Annotated in this window: 11 protein-coding genes; 6 read left to right on the top strand and 5 right to left on the bottom strand. The window is 68.9% G+C overall.

Annotated features, from left to right (window positions below):
• Positions 1 to 61: 61 nt before the first annotated feature.
• Together D7X30_RS43125 and D7X30_RS28980 are read left to right on the top strand one after the other, a co-directional pair.
• Positions 62 to 460: a hypothetical protein gene (locus D7X30_RS43125; protein WP_233591838.1), complete on the top strand. Its 399-nt coding sequence runs from the start codon at positions 62 to 64 to the stop codon at positions 458 to 460.
• Positions 461 to 470: 10 nt separating this feature from the next.
• Entirely contained in the window at positions 471 to 929 is a 459-nt protein-coding gene (locus D7X30_RS28980) for an SMI1/KNR4 family protein (RefSeq protein ID WP_120566203.1), read from the top strand.
• 164 nt (positions 930 to 1,093) lie between these two features.
• On the opposite strand, the gene D7X30_RS28985 is transcribed toward D7X30_RS28980, so the two are convergent.
• The 4 genes from D7X30_RS28985 to D7X30_RS29000 all read right to left on the bottom strand — a co-directional run bounded on the left by D7X30_RS28985 (position 1,094) and on the right by D7X30_RS29000 (position 10,731).
• Positions 1,094 to 7,468: an FG-GAP-like repeat-containing protein gene (locus D7X30_RS28985; protein ID WP_158619414.1), complete on the bottom strand. Its 6,375-nt coding sequence runs from the start codon at positions 7,466 to 7,468 to the stop codon at positions 1,094 to 1,096.
• A 198-nt stretch (positions 7,469 to 7,666) separates the two neighbouring features.
• On the bottom strand, positions 7,667 to 8,212 hold the full coding sequence (locus D7X30_RS28990) for an AAA family ATPase (RefSeq protein WP_120566205.1): 546 nt from the start codon (positions 8,210 to 8,212) through the stop codon (positions 7,667 to 7,669).
• 69 nt (positions 8,213 to 8,281) lie between these two features.
• Positions 8,282 to 9,802, bottom strand: a complete 1,521-nt coding sequence (locus D7X30_RS28995; RefSeq protein WP_120566206.1) for a hypothetical protein — start codon at positions 9,800 to 9,802, stop codon at positions 8,282 to 8,284.
• A gap of 143 nt (positions 9,803 to 9,945) precedes the next feature.
• Positions 9,946 to 10,731 carry an alpha/beta hydrolase gene (locus D7X30_RS29000; protein WP_120566207.1) on the bottom strand — a complete coding sequence of 262 codons (786 nt, stop codon included), beginning with the start codon at positions 10,729 to 10,731 and terminating at the stop codon, positions 9,946 to 9,948.
• 117 nt (positions 10,732 to 10,848) lie between these two features.
• Between D7X30_RS29000 and D7X30_RS29005 the strand changes: the two genes are divergently transcribed.
• The 3 genes from D7X30_RS29005 (at position 10,849) to D7X30_RS41740 (ending at position 13,195) form a co-directional block, all read left to right on the top strand.
• Positions 10,849 to 11,517 (top strand): response regulator transcription factor, encoded by a 669-nt coding sequence (locus D7X30_RS29005; RefSeq protein ID WP_120566208.1) that lies wholly within the window; start codon positions 10,849 to 10,851, stop codon positions 11,515 to 11,517.
• On the top strand, positions 11,507 to 12,724 hold the full coding sequence (locus tag D7X30_RS29010) for a HAMP domain-containing sensor histidine kinase (RefSeq protein ID WP_199724571.1): 1,218 nt from the start codon (positions 11,507 to 11,509) through the stop codon (positions 12,722 to 12,724). Before D7X30_RS29005 ends, D7X30_RS29010 begins: the two co-directional genes overlap by 11 nt.
• Before the next feature lie 279 nt (positions 12,725 to 13,003).
• The gene (locus tag D7X30_RS41740; RefSeq protein ID WP_147443347.1) at positions 13,004 to 13,195 is read left to right on the top strand and encodes a hypothetical protein; all 192 of its coding nucleotides are present in this window, start codon (positions 13,004 to 13,006) and stop codon (positions 13,193 to 13,195) included.
• A 93-nt stretch (positions 13,196 to 13,288) separates the two neighbouring features.
• Here the strand turns inward: D7X30_RS41740 and D7X30_RS29015 are convergent, their stop codons facing one another.
• The gene (locus D7X30_RS29015; RefSeq protein WP_233591841.1) at positions 13,289 to 14,176 is read right to left on the bottom strand and encodes a LysR substrate-binding domain-containing protein; all 888 of its coding nucleotides are present in this window, start codon (positions 14,174 to 14,176) and stop codon (positions 13,289 to 13,291) included.
• 128 nt (positions 14,177 to 14,304) lie between these two features.
• On the opposite strand from D7X30_RS29015, the gene D7X30_RS29020 reads away from it, so the two are divergent.
• Positions 14,305 to 15,012: a glutathione S-transferase family protein gene (locus tag D7X30_RS29020; protein WP_120566210.1), complete on the top strand. Its 708-nt coding sequence runs from the start codon at positions 14,305 to 14,307 to the stop codon at positions 15,010 to 15,012.
• Positions 15,013 to 15,055 lie beyond the last annotated feature (43 nt).

The following is a 15,055-nucleotide window of genomic DNA, read 5'->3' on the forward strand; positions in this document are numbered from 1 at the left end:
GTGCAGCGCCGCGTTCCTGTCCCGCTGCGAGTCGAAGTGCTAGGCGAAGGGCTACCCGCTCATGGGCTGCATGTGGCTGGCCGACATCAAGGGTGACTGGAAGGGACGATACTTCTTCATGCCCGCGGAGGCCGGGGGCCGCCTCGCCATTACCCACTGTTGTTGCGACTACCCAACCCTGCCCGACAGCGAGTCACAACGGAAAATCTGGGAGCGCGGCCGCACGGCATTCCGGCGCGACTGGAGCGCCGAGTACGGCAACTGGCCGAAAACAGGTAGCACCAGTTGGCCCGGCCACCACATCTACGACTTGCTGCATGGAGGCCCACCGCTCGCTCCGGGCAACATCCTTCCTGTCCCGCCCGACGTACACCTTGAATTCAACAGCGCCTACCCCGCCTGCTATGCACCCGGTGGCAACTGGCTGACACCCGGCCCTGAGCGGCCCTACGTGGACTGAGAGCGCCACCATGTCCATGAAGATCCAGCTGGCGGAGTTCTCCCGCCTCCACTTCCCCCGTCCGCCTGCGACGCCGGAGCAGATCACCGCCTTCGAGGCTCGCGTCGGATGGAAGCTGGATGCGGACCTGCGCGCCTTCTACCTGCATTCCGATGGAGGCACGCTCTTCGAGGAGGAGCCCGACGCGAGCTACCGCATCCTCCCGCTCGCGGAGATTCGCCGGGCCCGCGTCGCCATCATGGGTCGGGATGATGACCCGTACGGGGCTCCCTCGCAGTACACGGTGGTGGACATGCAGGACACCAACTACGTCATCCTGGACGTGGCCCAGCAGGCAGGTGGCTCGTATCCGCTCTTCGATGCGTGGCATGAGACGTATCCAGTGGCGAAGCGCATCGCATCCTCGTTCGCGGAGTTCCTGGAGCGTGCCATGGCGAGCGACGGTTTCTCGTACTGGCTGGACGGCTGAGCACCACCCGCGCGCGACGCGTCTCTGCTCGACGTGATTTGATCCGGATGCCATCACGCATCCCCTCTCCCTGGATGGCCAGAGAGGGGGGATGCGCATCACCAGCCGAATGAGCATGCCGGGGTGTCCACGGAAGCGGCCGGCGGACATGCCCCGGCGGAGGCTCAGTCTGGCGGATGGCTCCACTGCGGGAGCTCATTCATCCGGGGCAGTGGCTCCTGCCAGGAGAACACCTGGTAGACATTCGCGAAGGGCATCCCCCAGACCTCATACCCCTCGATGCTCCAGTTGTTGCCTTCGCTTTCACTGCGGTCCCAGTTCGGCGCCTCATTCGGCGGTTCGAAGGCCCCATCGAAGGCCTTGTGCAGATAGGACGTCCACGAAGACCTGTTCCAGATCGTGACCGTCATCGTCTTTCCGTCCGGGTTCGGGCTGAAGGTCGCGCGGTAGTGGCCAATGACAAACGCGAATACCCCCTGGGTTTCATTGCGCCCCTGGACCCGCAGGGAGTGGAACTTGCCCCCTGCCATGTCCACGGCCTCCATCCACTCATTGCGGGCATTGATATAGGACATGCTGGAGCGCATGGCCTTCACCGGGACGGAGTCCGCGTTGAAATGGAGCTCCCGGGCCCCCGTGCCCGTTGCCCAGGAGAAGGCAATCTCAAACGCCCAGGCCCAGCTCTCCGCCCGCTCGGACTGCGTCATGGACACGTCCGGCCGGGTCGCTGGCCGGGTGGGCCCCCGAGGATTCGCGCTCATCGAGCTGGTCGGCCCCCGGCTCCCATACAACAACCAGGCCTCCTCGGGCGTGAGCTCCACGGACATGTTCACACCGCTGTCGTCGCTGGAGCTCTCCTTGCCGGTCGGGTCCGAGTCGGCCTCGGCGCCCCTCCCACGCCCGCACCCCGCGCAGCCGGTGCTGGGCCCCGTGACGTTTCCGGTCTCTCCCCACCCATGGGAGCCGTCGCCTTGCGGCCCGTAGGTCGGGCCGTCGCCCGAGTAGCTCCCACCGCCCGAGGACGAACCGGGGCCGGACGTGCCATCTCCCCCGCCACCCGATGGGCCGTCGCCTGACCCGGTCGAGTCAAACCCCGTCGGATCCACGAACGCGAGCGGGTTGTTCAAGACATAGCTATACCGGTTGTACGACTGCCCGAAGTGCGGATACGTGACGTGCGGATCCGCGCTGAGGAACCGACCCAGCACAGGGTCATACATGCGTCCCTTCATGTTGATGAGCCCCGACTCCGCGTCCGGCTCGTGACCGGTGAACCCCAGGTGCACGGCGCCGAAGGGCGGCGAGATGGGCGTGGTGAGCGACGCCGGTGAGCGGCGGCTTCCGAACGGATCGAACTTCATCCGCTCCTCCACGGCCCCCTGCGCGTTGGTGACCGTTTCCGTGGAGCCCAGGGGGTCCACGTGCAGGAACAGCTCCTGGTCCGGCTGGAAGGTGCCGCCACTCTGCGTCCAGACCACCTGCGCCACCTGCCGGTCCGCGCCGTGGATCTTGAAGACGTGCTCGACGGTGGAGCTTTTCCGCCGCTGCTCGTAGACCTCGCCCGCGTACAGCGTCTGATCCGTCGTGCTGCCCTGCGTGGACCTGCCCACCCGCTGCCGGTTCGCGTCATAGAAATACAGCGTCGACTGGCCTCCCACGGTGAGGGAGGCAGGAAGGTCGAACGACGTATAGGACACCTGCCGCCCCGCCCCCGTGAGCTGCCGGCCGTTGGCGTCGTAGGTGTAACTCGACGTCACGCCTCCCTGGGTCATGCTCGTCACGGCGTGCGGGCCGGCCCCCGAGCCATACCCATACGTCACCGTGGAGCCCGGACCGGACACCACCGTCCGGTCCAGGAGGTTGCCGTTCGGTGCATGGTGGTAGCGCAGCTCGGACAGGCTCCCGCCCTGCGCCACCTTCCAGGTCGTCAGGCGATCCAGCCGGTCGTAGGTGAAGTTCTCCACCGTCTGGGCCAACAGGTCCTGGCGTTGCGACAGGTTGCCGTTGGGCTCGTACGTGTAGGCCAGATCCTGGAGCGTCGTCAGGCCCAGCGTGGTCCGGATGGAGCGGACCTTCCCGTCCAGGTCGTACTGCCGCACCGTCTCCGCCGCGTTGCCCATCCGCTCGGTCGTGAGCTGGCCATAGGCGTTGTAGGCCTGCGCCTCCCAGTAGAGGTGCTGGGTGGCGGGGTCCCGCACCGCGCGGAGGTAGCCCCGGTCGTTGTACAGGCGCTCCACCTGGAGCCGCGTCCTGCCCGTCACGGCGGGATAGGTCAGGGTCTGGAGCCGGCCATAGGCGTCGTAGGTCCGGTCGATGTCCGCGAGGAAGAGCAGGTTGTTGGCGATCCACGCGGTCTGCTTCGGCCGCGACAGCGCGTCGAAGGTCGTCTCCATCCGGACCACCGCGTAGTGGCTGGCGTTGGTGCTCACCGCCACCTTGCCGATGCCATGGAGCGCGGTGTCCCAGGTGAAGTTGGAGCGGCCGTCTGACTTGTCCACCTGGGTGATCCGCCCCAGGGCGTCTCGCGTGTACGTGGTCAGCGCGCCCATCGCGTCACGCGTGTCCTTCGACTCCCCGAACGCGTTGAAGTTGAACCGGCGATCGCCCGCGTCCGGATCGACCATGCGGACCCGGCGCCCGCGCACGTCGTATTCGAAGGACGTGGTGTTCACGCCGCCAGGCTGCCGGACGCCCGTCATCACTCCGAAGGGGCCGTAGGTGTAATACGTGTAGACACCGGGCCCGCCGCCCTCCAACTCGAAGTCGGCGCTGCCGCTCACGCGCTTCAGGTCGTCGAACTGGAGGACCGTGGTGTTCCGCTTCTCATCGAAGCTGGTGACGTAGCGGCCAGAGAACCGGCGCTCCTTGAACGTCCCGTCCGGGTGCTGCTCCCGCAGCGGACGATCCAGGTTGTCGTACGTGCTGGTGAACGACACCGCGGGCACGGAGTCCAGGTGCGGCAACGCCCGGGACACCGGGCGCCCCTTCGCGTCGTAGACCTGCTCCATGACGACATATGCCCCGTCAAACCCCTGCCAGCGGCGGAGCACCTCCCGCCTCAACCGGTCGTAGGTGATCTCCGCGCTCCGCGACGTGGCGGGCCCCGTCTTCACCGACGCGGAGACCTTCGGCCGCCCCGTTGCGTCCGCCAGGTGGCTGTACGTCACGTCCGCGGAGTCGGGCGAGTCCTCGAAGCGCAGCCGGCCCAGCCCGTCATACCGGTACTTCACCTGGACCCCGTTCGGATCCTGCACGGCCCCCACCACCCCGAGCCCCGGATGACGGGCGAGCTCCTGCGTGTGCCCCAGCGCGTTGGTGAACGCCTTCGGGTACGTCTGGTCGAGGTCGTCGTAGGCGATGCGTTCGGTGCGGACCTGTCCCGAGCCCTCCGACACCACGGCGGAGACGAGCCCGAAGCCCGCGTCCCGCTCGTAGGTCGTCGTGAGCAGCAGCTCCGATCCACCGTCGACGACACCCGAGGGCGCCGTCGGCTCCACCCGCGTCCGCTGGAGCAGCCCCGTCACCGGGTAGTAGTCGTGCTCGACGACCCGCGTCCGCGTCCCTCCATCCAGGATGGTGTGGGTCTGGCTGAGCCGCCGCTGCTGGCTGATGAGCCAGTCCGATTCGGAGGTGTCGAACTGCGCGGTCGTGAGCATCCGGTAGCGGTTCCCACTGGCGGCACCGCTGACGACCTCGTCCGTGAGCTCCTCCAGGCTCGTCACGTTGCCGTAGGCATCCTGGGCACGCGTCTTCTGGCCCTGGAACAGCAGATGGCCGCCCTCCTTCTCCTGCCAGGCCAGCGTCTCCGGGTACACGTCCAGCACCTTGCCGCCGTGACGGGAGTCCGCTTTGTAGGTGCTGGAGGTCACCACCTCGTAGGTGCCGCCGTCCTCCAGGGGGATCGCGGTCCGCAGCTCCAGCGGGAGCCCGGCCTTCGTGTAGAACGTGCCCTCGCGCGTGACGTTGTCGAACGTCGCGGTGCGGGTCGACAGGCGGAGCAGGTCCTGCTCGACGCGCCGGGCGAACCCCAGCCAGCCGCGTCCCCTCCGGTCGAAACGGCCATCCTGGTAGGTGAACTTCGTGGCGCGAGGCTGGGCGAGCCCCGAGTCCTGTTCGTGGAGCCGCACCAGCCAGAGCCCCGTGCGTGCACACCGCGTGGGGTACGCGCAGCTCTGCGCCGGGGTGTAGACGAGGGCGTCCGACAGCGGCGCGTACTCGAAGCGCTCGAACGCGCCCAGACCATCATCCACGCGCGTGAGCAGGTCGCCGGGAGTCCCCTGGCGCACGTAGACGTGGAGGGTGCCGTTGACGACCTGGACGAAGTCCAGCTGGCCGTCGCCGTTCACGTCCAGGACGTTGGACCAGTCCCAACCCGCGGGCTCGGTGGCGGTGCCGGGGAACTGGCTGCCCACCGTGAACGGAAGCCGGACCTGCGTGAAGCCCGTGCCCGTCGACACCAGCACGGTGACCTTTCGCGGCAGCATGGGCGCCAGCGGATCCGAGCTCCCGCCCATCAGCAGCAGGTCGTGCCGGCCATCGCCGTTGTAGTCCACGACCCGGACGCCCGAGTCATCCAGGTTGAGCGTCCCCACCGTGTGGTTCTGGGCGCCCACGGTCCAGGCCACCGGCTCGGCGAAGCCATGTCCCGTGTTCACCGCGACACGCAACTGCCCCTGGCCCACCTGCGCGGCCACGGCGTCCATCAGGCCGTCGCCCGTGACGTCCGCGAAGTAGTACTGCTTGCCGTCGTCCTGGGCGAGCGACAGCGGCTGCGTCACCACGGTGTTCGTCGTGCCCTCCAGCCCGTACGCCTGGAAGCCCACGCCCGTGGAGCGGAGCAGCAGGCTCGACTTCCCGCTGCCATTCACGTCCACGGCATAACCACGGACGTTGTTCTCGTGCCGCGGCGTCGTCGTCACATAGCTGGCGAGCGTGCCCGCGTTGTTCAGCCGGTAGCCCAGCGTCTGCCCCGGCGTGCCGCCCTGCGCGTAGGCCCCCACGCCCCGAACCCACTCCGCGAAGCCGTCGCCGTTCAGGTCGAGCACGTACAGGCCGCGGGCCTGGTGCACCCAGGGCTCCTGCGCGTCGTCGACGAACTCGAACGCCGTGGGGGAACCGGAGGCCGTGGGCCGGTAGAGGCAGTTCCGGTACTGGTAGCCGCCGAGCGAGGACACCTTCTTCCCGGTGATGACCAGCTCCAGCCGATCATCCCCGTCGATGTCCAGGTACCGCTCCTCTCCGTCGGGGCAATGGCTGTCGTAGTACTTCACGGTGCGGGGCGTGGCGTCGATGCCGGTCCCCGTGCTCAGGTAGAAGAACGCCGCGCCCTGGATGAGGTCGTCGCGCCCGTCCCCGTTGATGTCGCCCGTGAGCAGGTGGCCCTCGCCGTGGGCGATGTTCGTGTCGATCTCCGTGAAGGTCGCGTCCCCCGGGGTCCAGGTGAAGCGCGTGCGAGGCAGACACACGCCCGCGCCGTCACACTCCTGCACCGCGTCCAGCCGGCTTCGCTGGCTGAGCGTGGCCAGGCCATAGGTCAGGGTGTAGGAGCGCAGAAGGCCCGGCGTCGCCGGGTTGGGGCCCCACATCTCGATGCGCCTCAGCCGCTGCGTGTGCTTCTGCTTGAACCCGCCGACGAAGGAGTCGCTCGGGTCGGGCCGCGCCTCGTACTGGAACCGGACCGACCGCGTCGTCGTGCCCTGTGGATCCGCCGTGGAGGCGGTGTAGGCGATGCGGTCCGGGAGCTGCTCGATGGCGGAGGGGTCGCTCGGGTGGGATTGGAGGCGGTAGTCCACCCGGAGGGAGTTCCCCGAGCGGTCCTCCATCCGGGAGACGCCCCACGCCCAGCGGACCTGCTGGCTGTAGTCCGTCGTGTAGAAGCGCGGCACGGAGGGGCTCTGGTAGCTCAGCGTCACGCTCGCGCGCGGGCCCTCCAGCGAGGCGTTGACGCCCCCGCCCATCGTCAGGATGCGGCCGTCCTTCAGGAAGACCTTGAAGGACGTGGGCCCCCGCGTGTCGGGGCTGAGGGACACGACCTTGATGTGGGCATCCTGCTCGGTGCGGTACTCGGACCGGTGCCCGCCGTAGGTGCTGGAGGTCCCCGTGGGCCCGCCCGTCAGGACCAGCCGCTGACCATCCAGGCAGAAGCGGTCGCCCGCGTCGCCGTTGTCGAACCGGATCTCCCGGTCCGCGCCCTCGTGGAGGGTGGTCCGGCGGCAGCGGGTGATGCGCGACAGGCCCGACAGCGACCAGCCCACGCCCAGCTCCCCGTTGCCCATGCCGCTGTCGTACTGGAGCGCCAGGCCAGGCTGCATGCCCGCGCGGCCATCCGGCACCCACAAGGGAATGGAGTAGGCCGCAGTGCCGCCATGGCGGACCAGCCCCTGTCCCGAGAGTGTCCCCACGGCCAACCCGTTCACGGTCTCCGTGGCCAGGACCGTATCGGACGGAAGGCCCAGCGGGGCCGCCTGGGACGCGACCTGGGGCGGGCTCGCGGGGGCGGGAGCACAGTGGAGCAGCGGAAGGGACGCGAGCGCGCCCACCAGGACAGAAATCCGCCGTCTGCGTCCATGTGAGGCTCCGGGGGAAGGAAGAAAGGGAATGCGCGCGCGATGCGCGACAGGAAACCGTCGTCTCAGGGGCATGGACGTTCCGGGAGTGGAGAGGAGCGATGATTCCTGCCTCCGGCCTGGCAGACCCCCTGGATAGCCCCGGTGGCGTGACCGGAGCGTGACGGCCCTTCAACGCCCTCCCGCACGCGAGAGTCGCTCGAGGACCTGGGAGACCCTCGCGGTCCCGGAGCCGTGGACGGAGAGGACCTCCACTCCCAACTCATAAGGGTCGTCGAGCAGGATCCAGGCGAGCTTCTCGTCCACTTCCCTGCGCAGCTGGGAGTCTTCGTGCGCGGGGAGGCGGATGCGATCGCGCTCCTCGATGGGGACGAAGACGACGAGGTCCAGGGTCTTCAGGGCGGAACGGATCCGGGTCAGCCACTCCTCGACGTCGAACGCATCGGAGTCCTCGTGCGTCAGGAGGTACCCGAGAAAGTCGAGGGGGCAGCGATCAAACAGGATGTTTCGCGTGTCCTCTTCTTCGAGCAGCTCCAGGGAGCGCCGGAGCTGTTCGAGGAAGTCCTCCAGGCACGGTGGAGACGCGAACTCGTAACCCTCCTCTTCGAGCAGGTGGTACGGCTCGTCGACGACCCGATACTCCGTGAGCTCTTCCCCCAGGTCTTCAATGAGCGTCGATTTGCCCACGCGGTGCGTGCCACTCATTGCGATGCGCATGCGTGCCGGACTCCTTGCCCTCCGGTGATGGGGAGGAGGCGCTCGGCCCCCTCCCCGTCACGGCCCTGCCTACCGGCTCAGACCGCGCTGGCGGTTGAGGAAGGCGTCGCCGCGGGCGGCATCATAGTCGGTGCGCAGGTCCGGGTTGGCGATCTGCTCACCGAAGGTGCGGTGGAACGGAATGGCCTGCGAGGGCTGCTGGGCCCGCTCCTGGAGGCTGGACGTCACCCAGCGCTGGATCTGATCAATGGTCAGGTCCTTGAGCTTGCCCGCGCCGGGGATGGGCAGGTTGGGCAGCAGCGACTTGGCGGAGAAGAGCAGATCCACCATGCCCTTCACGGCCTCGTTGCGCTTGCCCAATTCGTCCAGGGACACCTGGAAGCCGCCCTCCAGCGCGCCCACCATGCTGCCCATGAGGCGCGCGCCGCGCTTCGCGTCCTGCGACGGCGGGTTCTCGTTGGCGTGCCGCGCGAGCCCGGCGTTCATCGTCTCCAGGCGCTGCATGACGTTCTGGCGGAACGCGTCGCTGCCCGCGAAGTCCTGCGGCGGAGAGAAGAGCGTCCGGGCGAAGAACTCGGACATCTTCTTCTGGCCATCCAGCCCCAGCGAGCCCGAGCTGTCCTGCAGCGACGACAGCACCGCGTCACCATGCTGGGTGAAGAAGCGGGCCGCGGCGGCGCGCGACTCGCGGTTCTCCCCCAGCTTGTCGATGGAGTTCGTGAACAGCTGCACCGACTCCGCCGTGGGCGGGTTGATGCGGCCGGCGGCGTCCAGCAGGCGCCCCAGCGCGGGGGAGGAGGTGGCGTCAGGGCCGGAGGCGTTGATGTTCTTGATGACATCCGCCATGCCCTCCCCGTTCGCCGCCAGGAACGACTGGAGCCTGTCCGGCGGCATGCCCGCCAGCGCCGTGGCCACCGCCGCGCTGCGCTGCGGATCATCCCCACCGCTCGCGCGGACGATGTCCATCTCCGCCTTCGCATACGTCTCGATGAGGTCCGGGTTGCCCGTGCCGGCGATGATGCCCGCCAGCCCCTCATGCGTCGCCCCGGGCAGCGCACCGCGGCCGGACGTGGCCACCGCCGCCGACAGCTCCTGGGGAGACACCGCGCCGGAGCGATAGGCATTGTCCAGCGCCTGCGACAGCCGCGTGCGGTCCGCTTCCGGCAGCCGCTGCACGCTGTCCAGGATGCCGCCGGCCACGGGGCCGAAGTGGAACATCATGTCCATGAACGCCGCCTGCTTGGCCGGGTCCGGGTTGTTCCTCAGCCACTCGGACACTGCGGTGGCGTCCCGGCCGTCGCTGGAGTTCGCGATGGCCTGCTGCGCCGAACGCAGCTCCGTGGGCGACAGCGCCGCGGGCGCCACCGGGGTCGCGCTCGTCGTCCGCACCTCCTCCGCCCCCGCGGGCGCCGCGCCCAGGCGGTTCGCCGCCACCTGCGTCCCCGCCGCCGGCTGGAACCCGTCCGTCCCCGTTCCGGGACGCACCGCGTTGTTCTGCGCGACTGGCCGCGCCGGGGCCTGTGGCGCAGTGGGCTCCGCGGGCTTCGTCTCGATGGGTCGGGGTGCGTTGCGCTGGATGGGCGTCGTCATGGGGGTTCCCCCTCGTCCCCGGCTCGGGGCGGCTGGTTGGCGAGGCAAGATCCGCCTCGTTTTCCGCGATTATCGCCTGCATGGCGCCCCAGTTGCGGCGCCCGCGGAATGGGAGCCCCGGCCGGACATCCACCCACACGAACCTACGGCTTTCGCGGTGCCTCGCCCAACCAGCGACGGACTTCGTCCAGGTACTCGCGCGGCAGTGCGTGCCCGCTGTCGAAGGACCGGCGCGTCTTGCGCTTGGAGGGCGCGGCGTCGAACAGCTTCTGGGTGTCCTCCTCGGTGGAGAAGACATCGCGGTTCGCGGTCAACAGCAGCCAGGCCTGATGAACCTGGCCCATCCGGTTCACCGGTGCGGCGTCGCCCAGCACGGGGTCGACATGGGGTGGCACCATCGTCACCAGATGGGTGATCCGAGGCTCGCGCGAGGCCAGCAGGAGGCCCACCTGGGCGCCCATGCTGTAGCCGGCGACGAGCACCTTCGGCGGCTTCTTGCCGCTGGCGAGCACCTTCGCGAGGAGCGCCTGCGCATCACGCACGGTGTCGACAATCATCGCTTGATAGGGACCGGGCTCTCCCGCGTGTGCTCGCTTCGCGAGGGCTCCGGGCCGCGCGTCGGGGGTCGCTCGCGCGCCGTGCCGTCTCGCGTCCATGAGGTAGACGCGATAGCCGGCACTCCGCAGATGCTCCGTCAGTGCGCCCCCGAAGGTCGGCTCCGCATCCGACAGCCAGTCGTCCTTGCTCCGGGTGAGGCCGTGCAGCAGGACGGCCACGGGCGGGTTCGTCCCCTTCCCTTCCGGCTCCAGCACCCACGCGGGAATCCGCTCTCCATCCTCCGCGCGGACCTCCAGGGGGACCGCGGGGCTCGCGGCGTGGGCCACGGAGGTGACCAGGAACATCAGAGCCAGGAACAGCGAACGCATCATCACGGGACTCCTCGTTGGAGAGAGGCCGTGAAGGGTGCGGGAGCGGCGGTCAGCCAGGCGTCACTCACGCGCTGACATTCGTTTGACGTAGACACGGGTAGCATCCGGGTCACTCCCATGCGCGTGCTCGTCATCGAGGACAACCGCGACCTCCAGGCCAACATCGCGCGGTTCCTGGAGCCGGACTTCCAGTTGGACTTCGCGAGCACCGGGCCCGAGGGGCTCGCGCTCGCGCTGGGCCACCCGTACGACGTCATCGTGCTGGACGTGATGCTGCCCGGCATGAGCGGCCTGGAGGTCTGCGAGCGATACCGGCAGGTCGCGCCCCGGCTCGTCCCCATCCTGATGCTGACCGCCAGGGACACGCTCGATGACAAGGAAGCGGGCTTCCAGGCGGGCGCGGACGACTACCTCGTCAAGCCGTTCTCGCTCCGGGAGCTGCGCTGGCGGCTGGAAGCCCTGGCGCGCCGGCCCGTTCCGCCGAGCGGGCGGAAGCTGACACGGGGCGGGCTCACGCTGGAGCCGGAGAGCGGGCACACGCAATGGGGTGGGCGCTCCGTGCGGCTCAACCGCACCGAGGCACTCCTCCTGCGGTGGCTGATGGAGGCCGCGCCCGAAGCCATCCCCGCGGCCACGCTGGCGGAGCGGCTCTGGGGGGACGAAGCCCCCGAGTCCAGCGCGCTGCGCACGCACGTCTATGCCCTGCGCAAGGCGCTCGCCGGGCTGGGGCTCGACGATGCCATCACCACCCTGCGCAACGAGGGGTACCGCCTGGATGCGCGCTAGGTCCAGCAGGTCGGTGCGCGCCGTACTCCAGCGCGCCATGGGGCTGTCCGCCGCGTTCGCGCTGGTGCTGATGGGAGGGATCTTCACGCTCTTCAGCTACGACCTCGAGGACGTCATCTTCAGCCGCATCGTGGCCGCGGAAGCGGACCGGAGCGAGCCAGGTCACGTCCCCGGAATCACGCGGTATGACGGCCACTCCGCGCTGCCGCCATGGCTCGCGGAGCGCCTGCGTCCAGACGCGCCGCCGAGAGAATACGAGGTGCCCGCTGGGAGCCACGGACACTTCCACGTCGCGGTGCGCCCCGGCACTGGTGGAGAACGCCGGTACTTCGCCTTCGACGTGACGCGCCTGACGAGCACGACGGACCACCTGAAGCGGACCGCAGGGCTGCTCCTCACCAGTGCACTGCTGGCGTTGCTGGCCGCCGCGCTCCTCGCCCGCCTCGCGGCCCGCCGGCTCGGTCGGCCGCTGGAGCGGATGGTGGAGTGGATCCGGGCCGAAGGGGCACCGCCGCCCGAGGATGACGGCGGAGTGGCCGAGGTCCGGGCGCTGCGGGACGCGCTGCTCGCACGCGACGCGCGCATCCAGGAGCAGTTGGAGCGTGAGCGGCGGTTCAACCGCGACGCCAGTCACGAGCTGCGCACTCCCCTGGCCGTGGCCCAGGGCGCGGTGGAAATACTCGAACTCGATCCGCCAAGAGACGCGGAGACGTTCGACCGGCTGCGCCGTGCCGTAAGCCAGATGGGCCTGCTGACGGAGGGCATCCTCTGGCTGGCCCGCGAGCGCCGCGCCGAGGAGCGCTGCGACCTGCACCGCGTCTCGCGAGAGCTGCTCGCGTTGTACGGGCATCTGCGGCGCAGTGACAGCATCGAGCTCACCATCGAGTCCGGGGGCGAAGTCCACGCGCCCATCCCTGCATCCGTCGCCCGGGTGATGATGGGCAACCTCCTCAAGAACGCGCTCGCCTACACGGACGAAGGGCGCGTCGTGATCACCATCGAGCCCCAGGCGTGGACCCTGACCGACACGGGGGTTGGCTTTGGCCGCGCCGAGCCCGGGAGCGAGAGCCACTGCATCGGCCTGTCGCTGGTGGAACGACTTGCCCAGCGCTTCGGATGGACGCTGTCCATCCACGCACTGGAGCCCCGAGGCACGCGCGTGCGGCTGAGCTGGCGCGGAGAGGACGACATGCCAGTCATGAGGTGACGTGAACGTTTGGCCTGGCAGCCCTGGCCGTGCTGTCATCGATTGCCATGACAGCCGTTGTCGCCTTCTCTTGCCGCGCCGGAAGGCCCTCACGTTACATCTCGTTCCACACCATCACCCTCTCGGAGACCGCGCGAGACGCCTCAGCGCCCCTTCGTACTCACGGGTGGACTGATTGAATATCGACTGAACTTCTCCATCACTAAACGTTGGCGGCGAGCCGTCTTTGTCCTCAGACAAGTCACGGCCGCTGACGGCATCCGCTATGAACTGCTTGAGATGAACTCCGCAGTGGACCCTCCTTCTCCACGGCACGTTCGGCATCGCTACTCAGCGTTCCTCCCCATCGATCTGATCAAGGCGGCAGCGAGGGCGGATGTCGAGCGCCTGAAAGAGCGTTTTCGCGTCGAACTCAATGGTTCGGACTTCAGGCTCGAAGAGATCCCGCTGGCGAATTCACCAAAGCAGTGAAGTCTCACGGCCGCCGCACTTCGGCAGAGCACTCGCGATGGTGGGCGTCCACCATGAAACGGGTGGCGGCGCAGGCGCCCATGCCAAGGACGCTCACGCCTCGCTGGCGCCCTCCATCAGGAAGTCGATGACGGCGCGCACGGCGGGCAACTGGCCCCTGCGGTGTGGCGTCAGAATCGTCGTCGTCACCGTGCCCCCGGTCCAGGCGGGAAGCACCTGCACCAGCCGCCCGGCCTCCACGTCCACGCGGGTGAACGTCTCCGGCAGACAGACGACGCCCAGCCCGGCCGTGGCTGCCTTCAAGAGCACCAGCGACTCATCGGCGGTCATGCGTGCCCGCGGCATCACGGTGACCGTCTCCCCCGCCCGCCCACTCAGCCGCCATTGGGTGGCCGTGGCGTGGGTCAGGAGGCCGTCGTGTTCGCTCAAGTCCTCGGGCCTGCGGATCCTGCCGCGGCCGGACAGGTAGCCGGGCGACGCCACCAGAATGGTGGACTCCACCGCGAGCCGGCGCTGCACCAGGCCCGAGGCGGGCAAGGGCGAGAAGTGACTGCGCACGGCGATGTCGAATCCCTCCTGCACCAGGTCCACGAAGCGGTCCGTCGCGTGCAGCTCGACGCGCACCTTGGGATGCGCCAGCGCCAGCAGCGGCAGACGCTCCGCGAGCCGGAACTGCGCCGTGGGGACCGACGTGGTGATTCGCACCACGCCACGGGGCTCCGCCTGCCGGCGGCGCACCACGTTCTCCGCGGCCTCCGCCTCCATCACGGCGGCGCGGGCATGGTCGAGGAAGTCCCGCCCCACGTCCGTCAGCGTGAAGCTCCGCGACGTGCGCTGGATCAGCCGGGCGCCCAGCGCGTCCTCCAATTCGGCCACGCGCTTGCTCACCGTGGATTTGGGAATGCCCAGCCGCCGCGCCGCCGCGGCGAAGCCACCGCTCTCCACGGCCTGGACGAAGAGATGGAGGTCGTTGAGATTCAAGGGCCGCCTCATCGTCCACGGGTGTGGACCTTGCGTTCGCGTTCCCGTGTCTACACGGCGCGCGTCGCCACGGCCATCTTGTCCCCATCGAAGGCATCACGCCTTCCCCTCCGGACAGGAGCTTCACCTTGGCACTGCCTACCCTCTTCTACGGTGTCCCCTCTGGCTGCTCGTTTGGCTCCATCGTCGCGCTGGAGTGGCTGGGCCGGCCCTACCAGCTGTGCCGCATCACCATGCCAGAGGACGTCACCACCGCGGACTACCGCCGGATCAACCCCGTCGCGGAGACGCCCACCTTGATGACGGAGACGGGCGCGCGCATCAGCGAAAGCATGGCCATCCTCAACCACCTGGGTGCACGCGGCGTGGGCACCGGGCTGTCGTTCGCCCAGGGCACCGAGGACTTCGACCGGTTGAATCAGATGCTCGCGTACCTGAACACCACCTTCTTCAGCGCCTTCTCGCCGCTCTGGTACGCGCTCGAGCACGCCGAGCTGCCGGAGTCCGAAAAGCAGGCGCTGCGCAACCTCGGAGCCCGCAAGGTGGTCTCCGCGCACGCGAACCTGGAGGCACTGATGGGCGACACGCCGTGGCTTCTGGGCGACCACCGCACGCTGGCGGATGCCTACTTCATCGGCATCGCCCGGTGGACCCGGTACCACGAGGTGCTGGACCGCCGCGACTCCCCGAAGATCCAGGGCCTCTTCGAGCGGCTGGAGGCGGACGCCGGCGTGCGCTTCGCCCATGCCATTGAAAAGGGCGAAACGCCGCTGGGCAGCGGCGCCTTCCAGGGGCACATCCGCCTCGCGGAGGCCCTGCAACGGCTGCCCGCGTGAGCCGGGAGGCCCCAGCGTGCTCCCATGGCGGCACGCTGGAAGA

This window comes from Corallococcus sp. AB011P (assembly GCF_003611605.1).
GTDB classification, from domain to species: Bacteria; Myxococcota; Myxococcia; order Myxococcales; family Myxococcaceae; genus Corallococcus; species Corallococcus coralloides.

Bases quoted from the DNA above. Each gene is read 5' to 3' on its own strand.
- D7X30_RS43125 (WP_233591838.1), top strand. From the start codon at position 62: ATGGGCTGCATGTGGCTGGCCGACATCAAGGGTGACTGGAAGGGACGA.
- D7X30_RS28980 (WP_120566203.1), top strand. From the start codon at position 471: ATGTCCATGAAGATCCAGCTGGCGGAGTTCTCCCGCCTCCACTTCCCC.
- D7X30_RS28990 (WP_120566205.1), bottom strand. From the start codon at position 8,212: ATGCGCATCGCAATGAGTGGCACGCACCGCGTGGGCAAATCGACGCTC.
- D7X30_RS28995 (WP_120566206.1), bottom strand. From the start codon at position 9,802: ATGACGACGCCCATCCAGCGCAACGCACCCCGACCCATCGAGACGAAG.
- D7X30_RS29000 (WP_120566207.1), bottom strand. From the start codon at position 10,731: ATGATGCGTTCGCTGTTCCTGGCTCTGATGTTCCTGGTCACCTCCGTG.
- D7X30_RS29005 (WP_120566208.1), top strand. From the start codon at position 10,849: ATGCGCGTGCTCGTCATCGAGGACAACCGCGACCTCCAGGCCAACATC.
- D7X30_RS29010 (WP_199724571.1), top strand. From the start codon at position 11,507: ATGCGCGCTAGGTCCAGCAGGTCGGTGCGCGCCGTACTCCAGCGCGCC.
- D7X30_RS41740 (WP_147443347.1), top strand. From the start codon at position 13,004: ATGAACTCCGCAGTGGACCCTCCTTCTCCACGGCACGTTCGGCATCGC.